We start from the raw sequence: 18,405 nt of genomic DNA on the forward strand, positions 1-18,405 counted from the left end.
ACGACTTCCCCCCACAGCAATGCCCCCGGCCTCCCGCGCCGGGACGCACCACCCATTGGAGAAAGGCACTTTTCGTGCGTAACACTGCCAAGATCGCCGCTGCTGTCCTCGCCACCGGAGCTCTCACCCTCGGCCTCGCGGCCTGCGGCTCCGACTCCGGGTCCGGATCGGGCGAGGCCTCGTCCGACGGCCCGCTGATCGTTGCCGCCAGCCCCACACCGCACGCCGACATCCTCAACTACGTCAAGGACAACCTGGCGAAGAAGGAAGGACTCGACCTGGAGGTCAAGGAGTTCACGGACTACGTCCAGCCGAACACCGCGACCCAGGACGGCTCCGTCGGCGCCAACTTCTTCCAGCACAAGCCCTACCTCGACGACTTCAACAAGAAGAACGGGACCGACCTGGTCTGGGTCAACGACGTCCACCTGGAGCCGCTCGGCCTGTACTCGAAGAAGGTCGAGAAGGCGGACGCGCTGGCGGACGGCGCGACCGTCGCCGTGCCCAACGACACCACCAACGAGGGCCGCGCGCTCAAGCTGCTCGACGCCAACGGCATCATCAAGCTGAAGGCCGACGCCGGTCTCGACGCGACCCCCGCGGACATCGCCGAGAACCCCAAGAACCTCAAGTTCAAGGAGATCGAGGCCGCGCAGCTGCCGCGCTCGCTCGGTGACGTGGACGCCGCGGTCATCAACGGCAACTACGCCGTCGAGGCCGGCCTGAGCCCGAAGTCGGACGCGCTCGTCAGCGAGACCGCCAAGGGCAACCCGTACGCCAACGGACTCGTCGTCAAGAAGGGCCAGGAGAACGACCCGCGCGTCAAGAAGCTCGCGAAGCTCCTCAACTCCGACGAGGTCAAGAAGTACATCGAGGACAAGTTCGACGGCGCCGTCGAGCCCGCCTTCTAAAGCCGGTCGCAAACCGGTCACCAAGCGCCTCACCGACCGCTCTACCACAGGGTCCGCACTCTCAAGGTGCGGGCCCTGTGGTGCAGTTGTGCGCTCCGATGCTGCATGCTGGGCTCTTCAGCGGCTTGACTGGCCTGATGCTGAGCACTTTCAGCAGCCTGTAGTGACGGAGCGGCGCGATGACCACGGCTCACCGGATGTTCCCCGACATCTCCATCAGCACGGAGCGCCTTGTGCTGCGCCCGCTCGAGGACGCCGACGCGCCCGGCCTCGCCGAGATGATGAACGACGAGATGGTCGGGGCCTGGACGGCCGTTCCGCAGCCGTATGCCGAGTCCGACGCGAGCAGGTGGATCAGCGAGTACGCGCCGACCGAGCGCGCGGCGGGCCGCGGACTCGACCTGGCCGTCACGGAGTTCCTCACCCAGCGCCTCGTCGGCATCATCCAGCTCGCCAAGACCAACTGGCGGGTCCGCTCCACCGAGATGTCGTACATCATCGCGCCGTGGGCCCGCGGCGAGGGCTACGCCTCCGAGGCCTCCCTCGCCACCGCACAGTGGCTCTTCAGCGACCAGCGCATGGAACGGATCGAACTGCGCACGGCCGCCGACAACACCGCGTCGCAGCAGGTCGCCCAGAAGATCGGCTGCATCAGCGAAGGGGTGCTGCGAGGCGCCTGCATAGCGCGTACGCGCGGTGAGGACGGCGCCTGGAGCGACTTCCGCACGGACTACATCGTGTGGTCGCTGCTGCCCGAGGACCTCGAAGGCGTGGACGAGCAGCTGGCGGAGGCGTCCGGCTTCTCGGCCTATTCGGAGTGGAACTGATCCTGCCCTGATCGGGTACGGCCCCGGGGAGCCGCGGCCGGAGTCCGGGCCGTCCGCCGCGGGAGCGCTTTCACGCCGCTCACCAGGTAACCTCACCGGTGCCTCGACCCCGAGTACCGCAGGAGACTGACGACCATGGCCGACCGCGTCACTGTGATCGGCTGGGACGGCTCCCCGCTGACCGACGCGGCCCGCTCCGCGCTCGGCGCCGCCACCCTCGTGGCCGGCGCCGCCCACCACCTCGCGCTGCCCGAGGTCCCCGCGGGCGCCGAACGGATCAGGCTCGGCAGCGTCTCGCTCGCCGCCCGCCGGATCGCCCGCCACCGCGGCACGGCCGTGGTGCTCGCGGACGGCGACCCCGGTTTCTTCGGCGTCGTACGGACGCTGCGCGCCCCCGAGTTCGGCCTCGAGGTCGAGGTGGTCCCGGCGGTCTCCGCCGTCGCCCAGGCCTTCGCGCGGGCCGGGATGCCCTGGGACGACGCCCAGGTCGTCGTCGCGCACCGCCGCACCCTGCGCCGCGCGGTCAACGTGTGCCGCGCCCACACCAAAGTCGCCGTCCTCACCTCGCCCGGCGCGGGACCCGCCGAGCTGGGACTGCTGCTCGGCCCGGTCCAGCGCACCTTCGTGATCTGCGAGGAGCTCGGCACGGACCGCGAGCAGGTCACCGTCGTCACCTCGGACAAGGCCGCCGACCACTCCTGGCGCGACCCCAACCTCGTGATCGTCATCGGCGGCCCGGTCACCGCCGACACCGGCTGGATCGCCGGACGCGACCCGGCGGGCACCTCACGCGGCTGGGCGCTGCCCGCGGACGCCTTCCGCGAGGACGGCGACACGGTGGCTCTCGGCGAGGGCGAGAACGAGCGGGTGCGCGCCGCGCAGCTCGCCCGGCTCGGGCCGCGCGTCGGCGACCTCGTCTGGGACATCGGCAGTGGCAGCGGCGCCTTCGCGGCCGAGGCCGCCCGCTTCGGCGCCGCCGTCATCGCGGTCGACCGCGCCGCGGACGCCTGCGCCCGCACCACCGCCGTCGCCCGCCGCTTCGGCATCCAGCTGGAGGTCGTCCACGGCACGGCCCCCCACGTACTGGAAGACCTGCCCGAACCCGATGTCGTACGGGTCGGCGGCGGGGGAGCCGCCGTCGTCTCGGCCGTCGCGGACCGCCGTCCCGAGCGCATCGTCACCCACGCCGCGACCCGCGACGAGGCCGAACTCATCGGCCGCGACCTGACGGAACACGGCTACACCGTCGAGTGCGCGCTCCTGCAGTCCGTCGAACTCGACACCCGCGCATGGCGCGAACGCGAACGCGTGGTCGCCTTCGTCATCGCCGCCGAACGCCCCGAACCCTCCGGCCGCGCCGGGGATTGACGCCGGATTCCGTACCGGCCGCCGCGACCGGAACGGCACACGATCGGGCGGCAGGCTCCATGGCACGTGCACAGAGTCGGCGCTTCCCGGAGCAGGCCCGGTCAGGGCCGCTCAGGAGGCGCCGTAAATCCGCCCCGCGACCTTGGTGCGCCACCGCTCGCGGTAGGCTGGCCGATCGTTGTACTGCTCCGGGACGTTCGTCAGTTCGTACGTCAATGTCCGGAAGGCGCGCCCGTTTTGGGGTGTGTGTGGTACGGCAGGACCGGAGGACGCGCGACGTGGCGTAGTCCACAGCGGGCTGTGGTGGATCTGCTCGTCACGAGGGCGGTTCGGCCGCGACAATGCCTTGGGCGCCGATGCCTTTGGCGCTTTGTCGACGAGTCGTACGTGCCGCGGGGCGCGCCCGCTCGTTCTTGTTGCAGGGCGGGTGCTTCACCGCCCTGGCAGCCGGCCGAAGGAGAAGTACGACCAATGGGCGAGGGGTACGCATGACCGACACCGGCCAGGTCCCGGGCGAGGGACTGCCTCAGGACGCGGGCACGGTGGGCAGGCCGGGGGTTCCCGCTCCGGGTGCGCACACCTTCCATGAACCCTCCGGCCCCACCGCCGAGGACGATGACCTGCTCCTGATGCCGGGCGCGCAGGGAGCCTGGACGGAGGACCGTCCCGCACCCGCACCCGAGGGCTACGCGGCTCCCGCGGGGGCTCAGCTGACCGACGGCGCGGGCTTCGTGGTCGGCGCACCGGGTGTGTACGACAACGGAGTTCAGGGTGTGCCGCACGCCGGGCATCCGATGGCTCAGGAGGCAGGGCATCCGGTGGCGCACGAAGGGGGACTCCACGTGGCGCACGAAGCCGGGCAGCTCGGTCAGGCCGGTCAGGTCGGGGGTCAGGTGGGCGGCCACGACGGCAGCACCTACGAGGGCGCGTACGACGGCAGTCTTCTCGGCGCCCACGACGGGGGACTGCCGGGGGCCCACGATGCCGCGCAGTTCGGCCTGCACGACGCCGCGCAGCAGGGCCTTCCCGACGCCGGCCTCCAGGCCGCGCACGACTCCGGTCACCACGATGCCGGTTACAACGATGCCGGTCACCACGACTCCGGTCACCACGCCGTCGGGCCCGCGCTCCACATCGCGCCCGACGCCGCACTCCACGCCGCCCCCGAGGGCGTCGCAGTCCCCGCGCAGGACCTGAGCGTGCCCGGTGCGCCCGAGGCCGCGGCACACGACAGCGGCGCCATGAACGGCGCGCAGGTCCAGGGCGGCAAGGACGCACCCATCCGCCGCCCCCTGCACATGGGCCCGCCCACGCCGGGCGCCCCCACGACCTCCCCGGTGCGTTCCCTCGCCGACCGCGGCCCCGCGGGCACGCCCGCGAACCCCGTGCAAATGCGCCGCTCGGGCCCGCCGACCACCGGCCCCGAGTACCTGGACGTCCCGCAGGAGGCCGCGGCGGCCGCGTCCGGTGCGCACCCGGACGCCGAGCTTCCGGGCCCGCACCTCGGTGAGATCCCGTCGCAGGCCGCGGCCCCCTGGCCGCAGGCTCCGCAGGCGCAGAGTGCAGAAACGGTCGTCCCGCAGGGCCGGCCCGTCGGTGCCACCCCGGCCACCCCGGACGTCGAGGCGTTCCGCGCGGCCCAGGCGGCGGCCGGGTTCCAGGCCGTGCCGCAAGGCGCCGAGCTGCTCGGTGTGCCCGAGCCCGCGCACGCCGGAGCCCCGGCCGCCCACGGTGCCGCGCTCCACGCGGGCCAAGGGCCGGCGCACGGCCCGGCGCTCGCCGTCGACGGTGCCGCCCAGGCGTACGCGGCCCACCCGGGCGAGCCCGTTCAGGGGCCGGCCGAGCCGGTTCACGGTGCCGCTGGTCCGCAGCTGCACGTCGGACCTCAGCTGCACCTCGGTGCGGTCCAGTCGGCGGCCGACGCGATGCAGGCCGCCGGAGCGGTCCATCCCGCCGCCCCGGCCCAGGCCGGCGTGTCCGCCGGAGCCGTGCTGTCCGGCGGAGAGCAGCACACGCCTGCCGCCCCGGTCCCGATGCCCGCGGCCCCGTCCGACGAGCACGCCGGCGCCGACGCGGGCACCCCGGTAACCGCCGCCCTGACTCCTCAGGACCAGGGCCCCATCGGCGAGTTCGTCCCCGTCGACGGTGTCGTCCCCTCCACACCGCACCTCGCGCCCACGCCGCCGCACGCACTGCGGCTGCCCGAGGAGCCCGTCGTACCGGCCGAGGAGCAGCAGCCGGTCGCGCGGACAGAGGAGCAGGCCGCGCCCGTCGAGGAGCCGCAGGCGCCTGCGGCGGAAGCGCCGGCCGAGGACGTTCAGCCTCAGGCCGCCGCCCCGCATGCGGAGACCCCGCAAGCGGAGAACCCGCAGGCACCTGAGCCGGAGCAGGAGGCCGCCGTCGAGGTCCCCGCGCCCCGCGACGGCGAGCCCGTCGAGGCACAGCAGGCCATCGAGGCACAGCAGACCGCCGAAGCGGACGTCGAACAGGACCAGGACGCCCCGGACGCGCAGCAGCCCGAGGCCGCCGCCCAGCCGACGGACCCGGCCACCGCACCCGAGCCGAACGCCGCCGCCGTACAGGCGACGGAACAGCCCGCTGAGCAGCCGGCCGAAGAGCCCGCACTCGCAACCGAGCCCGAGCCCGCCCTCCAGGCCGAGCACCCCGCCCCCGGGGACGCCCAGGAAGAGGGCCCCGAACTCCTGCACTTCCCGGCGGAGTTGGACGACCCGGAGAACGTGGACATCCCCGAGCAGCCCGAAGCCCCCGCCCTCCACGAGGCCGCCGAAGCTCCCGCAGCCCCTGGCGAGACCGACGAGACCGACGGGACCTTCGAAGGCCAGGAAGCCCCCGAAGCCCACGAGGGCCCCGCCGCCCCCGGCTACGCGGACGCCGAGCGCGAGGCCGTGCTCCGTGTGATGCGCGAGCGCCGCGACATCCGCAACGGCTTCCGCAGCGATCCCATCCCGCACGAGGTCCTGCTCCGCGTCCTCGAAGCGGCCCACACGGCCCCGTCCGTCGGCCACTCGCAGCCCTGGGACTTCGTCGTCATCCGCTCCGCCGACACCCGGCGCACGATGCACGAACTCGCCATGCGCCAGCGCGACGCGTACGCGAAGTCGCTGCCCAAGGGCCGGGCGAAGCAGTTCAAGGAACTGAAGATCGAGGCCATCCTCGAGACCCCGGTGAACATCGTCGTCACCGCCGACCCCACCCGCGGCGGCCGCCACACCCTCGGCCGGCACACCCAGCCGCAGATGGCCCCGTACTCCTCCGCGCTCGCCGTCGAGAACCTCTGGCTCGCCGCTCGCGCCGAAGGCCTCGGCGTCGGCTGGGTCAGCTTCTTCGACGAGCGCGAGATGGTGCGCACGCTCGGCCTGCCCGAGCACCTGGAGGTCGTGGCGTACCTCTGTGTCGGATACGTGGACGAGTTCCCGGCCGAGCCCGAGCTGATGCAGGCCGGCTGGTCCAAGCGCCGCCCGCTGTCGTGGGTCGTGCACGAGGAGACGTACGGCCGTCGCGCCCTGCCCGGAGAGGACCCGCACGACCTGCTCGCCGAGACCGTCTCCAACATCCGCCCGCTCGACGCCAAGGCGCTCGGCGAGGCCTGGGAGCGGCAGAAGCGGATGACCAAGCCCGCCGGCGCGCTCGGCATGCTGGAGATCATCTCCGCGCAGCTGTCGGGCCTGTCCCGGATGTGCCCGCCGCCGATCCCGGAGCCCGCGGCCGTCGCGATCTTCGCGGGCGACCACGGGGTGCACGCCCAGGGCGTGACCCCCTGGCCGCAGGAGGTCACCGGCCAGATGGTCGCCAACTTCCTGGGCGGCGGCGCGGTCTGCAACGCGTTCGCGAACCAGGTCGGCGCCGAGGTCTGCGTCATCGACGTGGGTGTCGCCTCCGACCTGCCCGCCACGCCGGGCCTGCTGCCCCGCAAGGTGCGCGCCGGCACGGCGGACATGACCACCGGTCCCGCCCTGACCCGCGAAGAGGTCAAGGCGGCCATCGAGGTCGGCATCGAGACGGCCCGCGACCTTGTCGCGGCGGGCAACAAGGCGCTGCTCACGGGTGAGATGGGCATCGCCAACACCACGGCGTCCGCCGCCCTCATCTCCGTCTTCACGGACGCGGACCCGGCCGAGGTGACCGGCCGCGGCACCGGCATCAACGACGAGACGCTGGCCCGCAAGACCGATGTCGTACGCCGCGCCCTGGAGCTGCACCAGCCCGACCCGGCCGACCCCATCGGCGTCCTCGCGGCCATCGGCGGCCTCGAACACGCCGCGATCGTGGGCCTGCTGCTCGGCGGCGCCTCGCTGCGCACGCCGGTGATCCTGGACGGCGTCAGCGCCGGCGCCGCGGCCCTGGTCGCCCGCGCCATCGCCCCCGAGGTCCTGGCGGCCTGCATCGCGGGCCACCGCAGCGCGGAGCCCGGCCACGTGGCCGCGCTCAACAAGCTGGGCCTGCGCCCGCTGGTCGACCTCGACCTGCGCCTCGGCGAGGGCACGGGCGCTCTCCTCGCACTGCCGGTCGTCCAGTCGGCTGCACGTGCGATGCACGAGGTGGCCACCTTCGACTCGGCAGGCGTCACCGAGAAGTAGCGCGGCGGGCGGAGGGCGGTACGGGCAGCGCCCGGCCGCCCTCCGCCGCTGTTCGCCGTAATCTGAACTCGCACCACCCACCCCTCGCACCATCCACTTCTCGCACCATCCACCCATGTCAGAGCTGCTCCACCGCCGCAGCGGCTCACCCAGCCCTCCGCACCAGGAGCCGCACAAACCATGGCCGAACACCCCGCGTACCCCGTTGGCCTCCGCCTCTCCGGCCGGCGCGTCGTCGTCCTCGGCGGCGGCCAGGTCGCCCAGCGCCGCCTGCCCGCCCTGATCGCCGCGGGCGCCGCCATCACCCTGATCGCCCCCGAGGCGACCCCCTCCGTCGAGGCCATGGCGGACACGGGCGAGATCGAGTGGACCCGCAGGCCGTACGAGTACGGGGACCTCACCGACGCCTGGTACGCCCTGATCGCCACCAGCGACCGCACCGCGAACGAGGCCGCGAGCGCCGAGGCAGAGACCCGCCGCATCTGGTGCGTACGCTCCGACGACGCGAGCGCCGCCACGGCCTGGACCCCCGCGACCGGCCGCAGCGAAGGCGTCACCGTCGCGGTCCTCACCACCGACCGCCCCGACCCCCGCCACACCGCCGCGATCCGCGACGCGGTCGTCGAGGGCCTGCGCGACGGCACCCTCGTGGCACCCCACCAGCGCACCAGGACCGCGGGCGTCGCCCTCGTCGGCGGTGGCCCCGGCGACCCCGACCTGATCACGGTCCGCGGCCGCCGGCTCCTCGCCGAGGCCGACGTCGTCATCGCGGACCGGCTCGGCCCGCGCGACCTCCTCGACGAACTCCCGCCGCACGTCGAGGTGATCGACGCGGCGAAGATCCCGTACGGCCGCTACATGGCCCAGGAGGCCATCAACAACGCGCTGATCGAGCACGCGAAGGCCGGCAAGTCCGTCGTACGCCTCAAGGGCGGCGACCCCTTCGTCTTCGGGCGAGGAATGGAGGAGGCCATCGCGCTGGAGGCCGAGGGGATCCCGTACACCGTGGTTCCCGGCATCTCCAGCTCGATCTCCGTCCCCGGAGCGGCCGGGATCCCGGTCACACACCGGGGCGTGGCCCACGAGTTCACGGTCGTCAGCGGGCACGTGGCCCCCGACGACGAGCGCTCGCTCGTCAACTGGCAGGCGCTCGCGCAGGGCACCGGCACCCTCGTCGTCCTCATGGGCGTCGACAAGATCGGCCGGATCGCCGAGACGCTGATCGCCGGCGGCCGCGCCGCCGAGACTCCCGTGGCCCTGGTCCAGGAGGGCACGACGGCCGCCCAGCGCCGCGTGGACGCCACCCTCGCGACCGTCGCGGAGGCCGTCGAACGCGAGGAGGTCCGCCCGCCCGCCGTGATCGTCATCGGCGACGTCGTGACCGTCGGCGCAGGTAACCAGCGGTAACGGAGTTTCCCCGACCCCGTTGGCACCGAACCGAGGACAAGGCAGTATCAACCCCGTGGCCGATCTCATCACTGTCGACGACCCCGACGACCCGCGCCTGCGCGACTACACCGGACTCACGGACGTAGAGCTGCGCCGCAAGCGCGAACCAGCCGAAGGACTCTTCATCGCCGAGGGCGAGAAGGTGATCCGCCGTGCCAAGGACGCGGGTTACGAGATGCGCTCCATGCTGCTCTCGGCGAAGTGGGTCGACGTCATGCGCGACGTCATCGACGAACTTCCCGCGCCCGTCTACGCGGTGAGCCCCGACCTCGCCGAACGCGTCACCGGCTACCACGTCCACCGGGGCGCGCTGGCCTCGATGCAGCGCAAGCCGCTCCCGACCCCCGAGGACCTGCTCACGACGGCCCGCCGGGTCGCCGTGATGGAGGCGGTCAACGACCACACCAACATCGGTGCGATCTTCCGCTCCGCCGCCGCCCTCGGCATGGACGCGGTGCTGCTCTCGCCGGACTGCGCGGACCCGCTCTACCGCCGGTCGGTGAAGGTCTCGATGGGCGCGGTCTTCTCGGTGCCGTACGCGCGCCTCGAGTCCTGGCCGAAGTCCCTGGAGACCGTGCGGGAAGCGGGCTTCAAGCTCCTCGCCCTCACCCCGGACGAAAAGGCCGCCACCCTCGACGACATGGCCCCGCACCGCATGGACCGCGTGGCCCTGATGCTCGGCGCGGAGGGCGACGGTCTCTCCACCCAGGCCCTGGTCGCCGCGGACGAATGGGTCCGCATCCCGATGGCCCACGGCGTCGACTCGCTCAACGTGGGCGCGGCGGCCGCGGTGGCGTTCTACGCCGTCACCGCGGGACGGCCGAAGGTCTGAATCCCGGACGCGACCGAAGGGGGCCCGCCGATTTCGGCGGGCCCCCTTCGGTGTCAGGGCTCAGAGCACGCCGCAGGAGCTCAGAAGTTCCCCTCCGCCACCTGCAGAACCGTCAGGCCGATGGCACGCCAGGCCTGGACGACCTGCGTCCGGTCGTCCAGGACACAGACCACGTCGTACACATCGCGTACATGCGCGTCGAAGAGCTCGACCTTGACGACCGAGTCCTTCCGCGAGTCCCCGGACGGGCGCATGAACGGGCCGTCGAACGGGACGTTCACCTGCTCCTTGAGCCACGCCACGGTTGCCTCGTGGCACCCGTCGGTGCGGCCCGACAGGAACACGATCCGGTTCCCCGCCGCGTGCATGGCGCGAACGACGTCGATGACCGGCCGATTCGGCAGATCCTCGTGCACCCGCGTCTCGTCGAAGGGACCGCGCCCGTTCATCACGGCGACCGTCCCGTCGATGTCGACGAGGACCGCCTTCGGGCTGCCCGGCACGGGCTCGTACGTGCGCCCCACGGGCGCGGCGTCACGGCTCTCCTCCGGCAGCGGCAGCGGCGAGCTCTTCCCGGCCAGGAAGCGCAGGTGCAGACCGCGGATGGTCGCCTCGCCCACGGTCCGCTCGCGGGCCGCGTCCCGCTCGACGCAGACGTCGAGCGGGACATGGGTGAAGTCGTGCACCTGCAGCTCCGCACCGGCACGGTTCGCGAGGCGCGCCAGATCGCGGGCCACGCGCTGCGGCAGGTTGGTGTCGTCGCAGACCACGTCGTAGCCGCGGTGCAGCAGATCGAGGATCGTCGCGTCACGGACCGCCATGACGCGCTTCTCCGTCACGCCCTTGATGTGCTCACCGGAGTCGAGCATGGCGCGCAGGTCGTCACGGTTGACGCGGGCCCGCACGGCACGGTTCTCGGCCGTCCAGGCGCGCGCCCACGTGGTCTTGCCGCTGCCGGGCAGGCCCCGGGTGACATGCAGGGTGGGCATCAGACGGCGTCCTCGGTGTTCGTCATGGTGTCGGCGTTCTCGGTGTTCTCGGTGTTCTCGGTCGTGAAATTGGCCGGGCGCACGTCGCCCTCGGGACGCAGGGTGTGCCAGATCCGGGCGGACGGGTCGCGCCCGTCCAGGATCAGGAACAGCCAGGCGCGCAGCGGCGAACGGCCGGCGACGGCCGCGTACTCCTTGCGTGTCCACCCCTCGGGCAGAGCGTCCACGATGCGGCGGTGCTCGGCCTCCGCGTCGGCGATGACCGCGTCCCGCCGAGCCATCAGATCGGACGCCACGTCCTTGACCCAGTCATGGAACTCGTCGGGCAGACCGTCGCAGACCTCGGCCACGGTGTCACCCGCGCCGATCCGCTCCCACACCGCCCGGGCGTTGAGCCCGTTGATGATCCGGTGCAGGGCCACGTAGTCGTCCTGCTTGATCTTGATCATCGTGTGGTCGCGCTGGGGGAACCGCAGCACGAGACCCTCGGCGCCCGCACGCGGCTCGGCGGCCAGCGCCTCGGCCAGCGTCGCGAAGGCGAAGGTGCCCACCCGGGGGCCCGCCCAGGGCAGTTCGTCCGCGGGGACCGGCGCGCCGGTCGCCATGTCGACACCGCCGAGCAGGAACAGGTCGTCCAGCGGCCCGTAGTCGCAGACGATCCGGTTCTCCGGGAAGATGATCTCGAAGAGGTACGTGACACCGGGCGCGAGCTCGGCCGTCGCCGCGTACCGCTCCTGCCAGACTCGCGTCGCGTGCAGCGCCTGGTCCGAGGCGAACGAGCCCCGGGTCGCGACGGCGTGCCCGCCGTCCTTCACCGGGTAGAGGATGCCGAGCGAACCGTCCAGCTTGTCGGTCACGACCACCGGGTCGTCCAGACCGAAGGTGCCCTCGGGGTGCTCGGAGAAGTTGAAGAACTTCGCGTACGGCCGCGCCAGGATCTGTCCGCGCTCATCGACGACGAGCCCTCGGCACTGCCGGGTGACCTCGTTCCACTCGCGCTCGAACTGGGCCTTCTCCGTGTAGTTGAGAATCCGCAGCGGGAGCGAGGGGTGGAACTGCTCGCGGACATAGCCCTCTTCGAGGCAGCGCGCGAGCAGAGCGGGGTCGAGCAGGTCACCGATGTGGGACAGCATTGGCCTCTCCTGACAGGCCGGGGCAAACGGACCCGCCGATCATGCCAGCGAACCTCTGGCCAGCGCCTTCCCTTTTAGGGACGCGGCTCAGCCCGACGGGTCCGGGCCCGACGCGTCCGAACCCGACGCATACGGCGCCGAAACGGACGCCGCCCCCGTCATCTCCCGCAACCCTTGCGCCGGCCCCTGGCACCCCTGAGCCGCCGCGATCCCCAGCGCCACCAGCAACGTCACCACCACGAACACGAACAACCGCTGCCGCAGCAGCCGAGGATTCGCCGGAACCCGCCGCCCCGTCCCCGTCGTACGCGGCGCCGGCCGCCCCGCACCACTGCGCGGCGCAGGCCGGCTGCCCGTCCCGGGCCGCGAGGGCCGAGGCGCGGGCGCCCGCCGGGCGGCCGGCCGCACACCACTGCCGCCGGACGGCGGGGGAGTGGGCCCGCCCCGCCGCGGACGCTCGGTCGCGGACCGGCTCTGCGAATGGGACGCGGACTGCGTCCGCTCGTCCACCGGCGCCGTGGGCCGGTCGACATCACGCCGAGGCCCGGGCGCCCGGTGATCCGTCGGCGCCTGCGCCTCGCGCGCCGCGATCTCCTTGAGCCGCATCGACAGCTGCAGCGTGCTCGGCCGTTCCTCCGGATCCTTCGCCAGACAGGCCCGGATCAGCGGCGCCAGCGCATCCGGCACTCCCTGGAGCTGCGCCTCCTCGTGCACCACGCGATAGAGCATCACCTCGGAACTGCCGTGCCCGAAAGGCGAGTCGCCCATCGAGGCGTACGCGAGGGTGGCACCGAGCGAGAAGACGTCCGTCGCCGCGGTCACCGCCTGCCCGCGCACCTGCTCGGGCGCGAGGAAGCCGGGCGAGCCGACGGCGGTGCCGACGTGCGTGAGCGTCGAGGCCCCCGTCGCCCAGGCGATGCCGAAGTCGATGATCCGCGGGCCCTTGGGCGACAGCAGGATGTTGGACGGCTTGAGATCACGGTGGACGACCCCGGCCTCGTGCACGGCGACGAGCCCCTCGGACAGCGCCGACCCGACGACGGCGACCTCGGCCGCCGTCAACGGCCCTTCGTCGGCCACCTTGTCGTGCAGCGACGGCCCGGGCACGTACTGCGTCGCGAACCACGGCCGGTCCGCCTCCAGGTCCGCCGCCACCAGCCGCGCCGTACAGCCGCCGCGGATCCTGCGGGCCGCCGAGACCTCGCGCGCGAAGCGTGAACGGAACTCCTGGTCCTCCGCCAGATCCGGCCGGATCACCTTGAGCGCGACCCGCTGCCCCCGCCGGTCCGAACCGAGGTAGACGACACCCATTCCGCCCGCACCGAGCCTGCGGTGGAGCCTGAACGAGCCGACGACCCGCGGATCCTCGCGCCGGAGCCGCATCATCGCCATGTCCATCCCCGCTGCCTGGCCGCCCTCATGAATGACGAGCCACAGCTTACGTTTTCAGGCCCATTCGCGCGCATAGGCCGCGCCTTCGGCGACAGATCGATTGTCAGTGCCGGGTGGGAGACTTGAAGCATGGTCAGAAGACGTACGGACCAGGGCCGTTCGGGGTCCTCGGCCGGTCAACAGGCCGTAGCAGAAGGGGGATTGGACGTATGAAGGGTGACAGGGTCGAGATAGTCGTGGACGCCGGGGACACGACGAGGACATACGAAGTAGTGGCCAGTCGGGCGGGCCGGCGGGTGGAGACGGCGGTGCGCAGGGGCGTCGTCGAAGTGAGCGAAGTCACGCGCAGCGGCTCCGTCGTGCGCACGGCGCGGTTCATGGCCACGCGCGTCCTCGCGCTGGTCGAGCAGCCGGTGCCGCGCGAGCACGCATCAGAGGAAGAGCGCCCCCTCCGGGAAGACCCCAAGTCCTAGGTCCTCGTCTCCACCCAGGGGAGTACGGACAGGGCGCGGGGGTCCTCCTGCAGGAGGCCCGGCAATCGGTACGAGGGCATGACGACCGGGGCACCTCGCGCCCCTAGATTTGAAGTCAAGCGGCGGGTGCAGCACTCGTCCCCCGAGGTCAGACACCCGCCGCTGCCAACCACGACAGGAGAGGGACCATGGCGGACACGGCAACGCGGACGATGATCCGCACGCAGGGACGCAGGGCATACGCCACGTTCAGCGGCAGCCGTTCCGGCCGGCGCCACCCGCTGGTGGCCACGGCCATGGTGCTTCCCCTGGCGGCACTGCTCGTCGTCGTCTTCGGCGGCTGGGAAGCAGTGGTCACACAGGCGTCGTCCGTGGCTGTGATGCTGGGGCGCTGAGCGGCGCCTCCAGGCCCGGATGAGCGGTCCGGGCGGGGACACACGGCCATAACCCCGTGGGGACGGGGGTGCGGCGGACGGCACAAAGGGCCCGCGCAGCTGGGGAGCTGCGCGGGCTGTGTGCTGTCCGGGAGTCCGTACGGGCGCCTGAGCCCGGCGCGTACGCTGCCCGGGTACGTACGACCTTTGGGGGACCCGTGGCGGCAGGCCTGATCGAGGGGCTCGCGACCGCTGCCCGGGACATCGCCCACCCCGCGGTGCACGGCTGCGACTGCACCACCCCGGTCCTCGCCGACCGGGCCGACGGCACCGTGGTGCGCCACGGTCCGCTCGTCGTGAAGGCCCACGCGCCCGACACGGACCGCACCGCCCTCGCCGCCCAACTCGCCGTCGCCGCACACCCGTCGCTCACCGGCACCCTCCTGCCGCCGCTGCCGGGCCCCGCCACCGAGCTCGACGGCCGCCCCCTCACGTACTGGCCGCACGGCACCCCCGTCGACCCCGACCACCCGGAGCGCGCCCCCTGGGAGGCGGCCGCGGAACTCCTCGCGCGCCTGCACCGCACCCCCGTCCCCGCGACCCCGGCCCCCCTGCCGCCGATGCGCGGCCCCGTGAAGGCCGCCCGTGCCCTCTCCCGTATGCGAGCGGCAGGCCCTCATCCCGCGGCGGCCACCGTCGAGCGCGCCTGGTCCTGCGTGCCGCCCTGGGCCCGCGCCGAAGCGCCCCTGACGCACGCCGCGGTCCTCTGCCACGGCGACCTCCACCTCGGCCAGCTGATCCACCACGACGGCCGCTGGCTGCTCATCGACATCGACGACCTCGGCACCGGCGACCCGGCCTGGGACCTGGCCCGGCCCGCGGCCTGGTACGCGGCGGGTCTGCTCGCACCCGACGAGTGGTCCCGGTTCCTCGGTGCCTACCGTGCGGCCGGCGGCCCCGCGGTCCCCCGTGACGGCGATCCCTGGCCCGCCCTCGACATCCCGGCCCGCGCCCTCACCGTCCAGACCGCGGCCCTGGCCATTGCGAAGTCCCTGGGTGAAGGCAGAGCGCTCGATGAGGTGGAGGAGGCGGTGGTGCAATCCTGTGACCGTATTGCCGCACTCCCGCCGAGTTGAGCCGAAGATCCCCGAAGTAGTCTGCGGAGGACCGAAGCCGGGCAATGATCCGGTGAACCTGTCACGACCGGCGAGGAGTTGAGCCCACGATGCAGTGCCCGAAGTGCCACGCACCGATGCACACGTACAACAGGAACGGTGTTCAGATCGAGCAGTGCAGCGGCTGCCGCGGGATATTCCTGGACTACGGCGAGCTGGAGGCGCTGACCCGGCTCGAGTCGCAGTGGACGCAGCAGGCCCCGCCGCCCGCGCCCGCCCCGCAGGCCTACCCGTCGGCGCCCGCTCCGGCCTGGGGTGCCCCGCACCACGGCGGCCACCACGGCCACCACCGTCAGAAGAGCTTCGGCCGGATGCTGTTCTCGTCCTGACCCGGGCAACGCAGAAGCCCCGGCCGATCCGGCCGGGGCTTCTTGCTGGTGCGCGATACTGGGATTGAACCAGTGACCTCTTCCGTGTCAGGGAAGCGCTCTCCCGCTGAGCTAATCGCGCGGGACCACGACCCGGGGGCCGTGCGTACTGCGTGCGCGATACTGGGATTGAACCAGTGACCTCTTCCGTGTCAGGGAAGCGCTCTCCCGCTGAGCTAATCGCGCGGGGATCCTCGGAGAACAAGCACCAAGAACCAAGATCTTCAGTTGTGTTGCGTGCGCGATACTGGGATTGAACCAGTGACCTCTTCCGTGTCAGGGAAGCGCTCTCCCGCTGAGCTAATCGCGCTTGGAGGTGGAGACGGGATTTGAACCCGTGTAGACGGCTTTGCAGGCCGTTGCCTCGCCTCTCGGCCACTCCACCAGGAGTGTGGGGGTTCGGGAAGATCCCCCTGCTCTTTCGAGCGAACGACGAGGTTCGAACTCGCGACCTCAACCTTGGCAAGGTTGCGCTCTACCAACTGAGCTACGTTCGCCTGTCTCTCCGGGGGCTTTCGCGTCCCGGCGACGTGTTGAACTGTAGCGGATTCCAGGGCCAGTACAAAAACTCGTTTACGCAGCGTGCTGCGCTGACACCGGCTCGCGGCGGCCCCGGGGCGGCCGTACCGAGCCGGTCATAGACTCACAGCCGTGCACGACCCCGCTCCCATGGCACGCCTCGGCGGCCACATCGCCACCGATCTGCGCGATGTCACCAGTGACCCCGCCGCCCTCGACTCCACCGGCTTCTGGGCCGTCTCGGCCGACTTCGAGGGCCGTCTGGTGTGCGCCCGCTTCGGCGACGTACGCGAGGCGCCTCCCGTACGCACAGGGCGCTGGCACGGGCCGTCCGCAGACTCCTGGACGACGTCCCTGGACCGCGACGCCTACATCGCGGGCGTACGGAGGATCAGGGAGCACATCGCGGCCGGCGAGGTCTACCAGGCCAATCTCTGCCGCGTCCTGAGCGCCCCCATATGCCCCGACGCCGATGTGGACGCCCTCACCGCGGAACTCGCGTACGGAAACCCCGCCCCGTACGCAGGAACGATCCGGCTGCCGGAGCACGGCGTGGAGATCGCGACCGCGTCCCCGGAGCTGTTCCTGCGGCGGGACGGGCGGATCGTCGAGTCCGGGCCGATCAAGGGCACGGGACGGACCGAGGCGGACCTTCTGGAGAAGGACCACGCCGAGAACGTGATGATCGTCGATCTCGTCCGCAACGACCTCGGACGCGTGTGCGCGACAGGTTCCGTGACTGTCCCCGAACTGTGCGTGGTCGAGAAGCACCCCGGTCTCGTCCACCTCGTCTCGACCGTGCGCGGTGAACTGGCCGAGGGTGCGGGCTGGCCGGAGCTGTTCGCCGCCACCTTCCCGCCCGGGTCGGTGACCGGGGCACCCAAGTCCAGCGCGCTGCGGATCATCGAGTCCCTGGAGACGGCGCCGCGCGGCCCGTACTGCGGCGGCATCGGCTGGGTCGACGCGGACCGGGGCACGGGCGAACTGGCCGTCGGGATCCGCACGTTCTGGATCGACCGTGCCGAAGGGCTGCTGCGGTTCGGAACCGGAGCGGGGATCACCTGGGGTTCGGACCCCGAGCGCGAGTGGCAGGAGACCGAGCTGAAGGCCTCGCGGCTGCTGGCCGTAGCATCGGGCACGTACGGGGCAAGCGGAGGGAAGCACGCGTGAAGATCTGGCTCGACGGCGGCCTGCAGGAACTCGACGAGGCACGGGTCTCCGTCCTCGATCACGGACTGACCGTCGGCGACGGCGTCTTCGAGACCGTCAAGGCGGTTGACGGCACGCCCTTCGCCCTCTCCCGGCACCTCGACCGCCTCGCGCGCTCCGCCCGCGGCCTCGGTCTGCCCGAGCCCGACCTCGACGAGGTGCGCCGGGCCTGCGCCGCAGTGATCGAAGCCAACCCGATGGCGCTCGGCCGGCTGCGCATCACGTACACCGGCGGCATCTCCCCGCTCGGCTCCGACCGCGGCGACGTCGGCCAGACGCTGGTCGTCGCCCTCGGTGAGACCTCGCGCCGTCCCGACAGCACCGCGGTGATCACGGTCCCGTGGACCCGGAACGAGCGCGGTGCGCTCACCGGCCTCAAGACCACCTCGTACGCGGAGAACGTCGTCGCCCTGGCCCGTGCCCACGAACAGGGCGCCAGCGAGGCCCTGTTCGCCAACACGGTGGACCGGCTGTGCGAGGGCACCGGCTCCAATGTCTTCGTCGTGCTCGACGGCGAGATCCACACCCCGCCGGTCGCCTCCGGCTGCCTCGCCGGCATCACGCGGGCCCTCGCGGTCGAGTGGACCGGTGCGCGCGAGACCGATCTGCCCTTCTCGGTGCTCGCCGAGGCCGAGGAGATCTTCCTGACCTCCACGCTCCGCGACATCCAGGCCGTGCACCGCGTGGACGACCGCGAACTCGTGCCCGGACCGGTCACCGCGAAGGCGATGCGCGTCTTCGACGAGCGCGCGGCCGACGACCTGGACCCGTGAACCGGCCGCTGCCGA

General features: G+C 72.2%; 15 protein-coding genes and 5 tRNA genes. 12 read left to right on the forward strand and 8 right to left on the reverse strand.

Annotation, left to right across the window (positions count from 1 at the left end; all coding sequences use genetic code 11):
• The first annotated feature begins 74 nt into the window (after window positions 1-74).
• The 6 genes from ACIBI4_RS11720 to ACIBI4_RS11745 all read left to right on the forward strand — a co-directional run bounded on the left by ACIBI4_RS11720 (window position 75) and on the right by ACIBI4_RS11745 (window position 9,985).
• Window positions 75-911 carry a MetQ/NlpA family ABC transporter substrate-binding protein gene (locus ACIBI4_RS11720; protein WP_399203540.1) on the forward strand — a complete coding sequence of 279 codons (837 nt, stop codon included), beginning with the start codon at window positions 75-77 and terminating at the stop codon, window positions 909-911.
• A gap of 179 nt (window positions 912-1,090) precedes the next feature.
• Window positions 1,091-1,738: a GNAT family N-acetyltransferase gene (locus ACIBI4_RS11725; protein ID WP_399203541.1), complete on the forward strand. Its 648-nt coding sequence runs from the start codon at window positions 1,091-1,093 to the stop codon at window positions 1,736-1,738.
• A 135-nt stretch (window positions 1,739-1,873) separates the two neighbouring features.
• The gene (gene cbiE / locus ACIBI4_RS11730; protein ID WP_399203542.1) at window positions 1,874-3,106 is read left to right on the forward strand and encodes a precorrin-6y C5,15-methyltransferase (decarboxylating) subunit CbiE; all 1,233 of its coding nucleotides are present in this window, start codon (window positions 1,874-1,876) and stop codon (window positions 3,104-3,106) included.
• A gap of 488 nt (window positions 3,107-3,594) precedes the next feature.
• On the forward strand, window positions 3,595-7,704 hold the full coding sequence (gene cobT / locus ACIBI4_RS11735; protein ID WP_399203544.1) for a nicotinate-nucleotide--dimethylbenzimidazole phosphoribosyltransferase: 4,110 nt from the start codon (window positions 3,595-3,597) through the stop codon (window positions 7,702-7,704).
• Window positions 7,705-7,884: 180 nt separating this feature from the next.
• Complete coding sequence (cobA, locus tag ACIBI4_RS11740) at window positions 7,885-9,111, forward strand: uroporphyrinogen-III C-methyltransferase (protein ID WP_399203545.1); 1,227 nt, start codon at window positions 7,885-7,887, stop codon at window positions 9,109-9,111.
• A 55-nt stretch (window positions 9,112-9,166) separates the two neighbouring features.
• Entirely contained in the window at window positions 9,167-9,985 is an 819-nt protein-coding gene (locus tag ACIBI4_RS11745) for a TrmH family RNA methyltransferase (RefSeq protein WP_399203546.1), read from the forward strand.
• An 80-nt stretch (window positions 9,986-10,065) separates the two neighbouring features.
• Here ACIBI4_RS11745 and ACIBI4_RS11750 read toward each other — a convergent pair whose 3' ends face one another.
• The 3 genes from ACIBI4_RS11750 to ACIBI4_RS11760 form a co-directional block, all read right to left on the reverse strand.
• Window positions 10,066-10,974 carry an AAA family ATPase gene (locus ACIBI4_RS11750; RefSeq protein ID WP_399203547.1) on the reverse strand — a complete coding sequence of 303 codons (909 nt, stop codon included), beginning with the start codon at window positions 10,972-10,974 and terminating at the stop codon, window positions 10,066-10,068.
• The gene (locus ACIBI4_RS11755) at window positions 10,974-12,107 is read right to left on the reverse strand and encodes an RNA ligase (protein WP_399203548.1); all 1,134 of its coding nucleotides are present in this window, start codon (window positions 12,105-12,107) and stop codon (window positions 10,974-10,976) included. The genes ACIBI4_RS11750 and ACIBI4_RS11755 overlap by 1 nt, the downstream gene beginning before the upstream one ends.
• A gap of 87 nt (window positions 12,108-12,194) precedes the next feature.
• Complete coding sequence (locus tag ACIBI4_RS11760; protein WP_399203549.1) at window positions 12,195-13,505, reverse strand: serine/threonine-protein kinase; 1,311 nt, start codon at window positions 13,503-13,505, stop codon at window positions 12,195-12,197.
• A gap of 203 nt (window positions 13,506-13,708) precedes the next feature.
• Between ACIBI4_RS11760 and ACIBI4_RS11765 the strand changes: the two genes are divergently transcribed.
• From ACIBI4_RS11765 to ACIBI4_RS11780, 4 genes are all read left to right on the forward strand, one after another.
• On the forward strand, window positions 13,709-13,972 hold the full coding sequence (locus ACIBI4_RS11765; RefSeq protein ID WP_399203550.1) for a hypothetical protein: 264 nt from the start codon (window positions 13,709-13,711) through the stop codon (window positions 13,970-13,972).
• Window positions 13,973-14,160: 188 nt separating this feature from the next.
• Complete coding sequence (locus tag ACIBI4_RS11770; RefSeq protein ID WP_399203551.1) at window positions 14,161-14,367, forward strand: hypothetical protein; 207 nt, start codon at window positions 14,161-14,163, stop codon at window positions 14,365-14,367.
• A gap of 197 nt (window positions 14,368-14,564) precedes the next feature.
• On the forward strand, window positions 14,565-15,482 hold the full coding sequence (locus tag ACIBI4_RS11775; RefSeq protein WP_399203553.1) for an aminoglycoside phosphotransferase family protein: 918 nt from the start codon (window positions 14,565-14,567) through the stop codon (window positions 15,480-15,482).
• Between the two features lie 89 nt (window positions 15,483-15,571).
• Entirely contained in the window at window positions 15,572-15,850 is a 279-nt protein-coding gene (locus tag ACIBI4_RS11780; RefSeq protein WP_399203554.1) for a zf-TFIIB domain-containing protein, read from the forward strand.
• A gap of 46 nt (window positions 15,851-15,896) precedes the next feature.
• Here ACIBI4_RS11780 and ACIBI4_RS11785 read toward each other — a convergent pair.
• The 5 genes from ACIBI4_RS11785 to ACIBI4_RS11805 all read right to left on the reverse strand — a co-directional run bounded on the left by ACIBI4_RS11785 (window position 15,897) and on the right by ACIBI4_RS11805 (window position 16,386).
• A tRNA-Val gene (locus tag ACIBI4_RS11785) sits at window positions 15,897-15,971 on the reverse strand.
• 32 nt (window positions 15,972-16,003) lie between these two features.
• Window positions 16,004-16,075, reverse strand: a tRNA-Val gene (locus ACIBI4_RS11790).
• A 52-nt stretch (window positions 16,076-16,127) separates the two neighbouring features.
• Window positions 16,128-16,199 (reverse strand) — tRNA-Val (locus ACIBI4_RS11795).
• A 1-nt stretch (window position 16,200) separates the two neighbouring features.
• Window positions 16,201-16,274 (reverse strand) — tRNA-Cys (locus ACIBI4_RS11800).
• 39 nt (window positions 16,275-16,313) lie between these two features.
• Window positions 16,314-16,386: transfer RNA gene (locus tag ACIBI4_RS11805), tRNA-Gly, on the reverse strand.
• A 154-nt stretch (window positions 16,387-16,540) separates the two neighbouring features.
• Between ACIBI4_RS11805 and ACIBI4_RS11810 the strand changes: the two genes are divergently transcribed.
• Window positions 16,541-17,578 carry a chorismate-binding protein gene (locus ACIBI4_RS11810; protein WP_399203555.1) on the forward strand — a complete coding sequence of 346 codons (1,038 nt, stop codon included), beginning with the start codon at window positions 16,541-16,543 and terminating at the stop codon, window positions 17,576-17,578.
• Window positions 17,575-18,390 carry an aminotransferase class IV gene (locus ACIBI4_RS11815; RefSeq protein ID WP_399203556.1) on the forward strand — a complete coding sequence of 272 codons (816 nt, stop codon included), beginning with the start codon at window positions 17,575-17,577 and terminating at the stop codon, window positions 18,388-18,390. The genes ACIBI4_RS11810 and ACIBI4_RS11815 overlap by 4 nt, the downstream gene beginning before the upstream one ends.
• Window positions 18,391-18,405 lie beyond the last annotated feature (15 nt).

Source organism: Streptomyces sp. NPDC050418 (genome assembly GCF_044458745.1).
GTDB lineage: Bacteria > Actinomycetota > Actinomycetes > Streptomycetales > Streptomycetaceae > Streptomyces.

Bases quoted from the DNA above. Each gene is read 5' to 3' on its own strand.
- ACIBI4_RS11725 (WP_399203541.1), top strand. From the start codon at position 1,091: ATGACCACGGCTCACCGGATGTTCCCCGACATCTCCATCAGCACGGAG.
- cbiE (WP_399203542.1), top strand. From the start codon at position 1,874: ATGGCCGACCGCGTCACTGTGATCGGCTGGGACGGCTCCCCGCTGACC.
- cobT (WP_399203544.1), top strand. From the start codon at position 3,595: ATGACCGACACCGGCCAGGTCCCGGGCGAGGGACTGCCTCAGGACGCG.
- cobA (WP_399203545.1), top strand. From the start codon at position 7,885: ATGGCCGAACACCCCGCGTACCCCGTTGGCCTCCGCCTCTCCGGCCGG.
- ACIBI4_RS11750 (WP_399203547.1), bottom strand. From the start codon at position 10,974: ATGCCCACCCTGCATGTCACCCGGGGCCTGCCCGGCAGCGGCAAGACC.
- ACIBI4_RS11755 (WP_399203548.1), bottom strand. From the start codon at position 12,107: ATGCTGTCCCACATCGGTGACCTGCTCGACCCCGCTCTGCTCGCGCGC.
- ACIBI4_RS11760 (WP_399203549.1), bottom strand. From the start codon at position 13,505: ATGGACATGGCGATGATGCGGCTCCGGCGCGAGGATCCGCGGGTCGTC.
- ACIBI4_RS11765 (WP_399203550.1), top strand. From the start codon at position 13,709: ATGAAGGGTGACAGGGTCGAGATAGTCGTGGACGCCGGGGACACGACG.
- ACIBI4_RS11770 (WP_399203551.1), top strand. From the start codon at position 14,161: ATGGCGGACACGGCAACGCGGACGATGATCCGCACGCAGGGACGCAGG.
- ACIBI4_RS11780 (WP_399203554.1), top strand. From the start codon at position 15,572: ATGCAGTGCCCGAAGTGCCACGCACCGATGCACACGTACAACAGGAAC.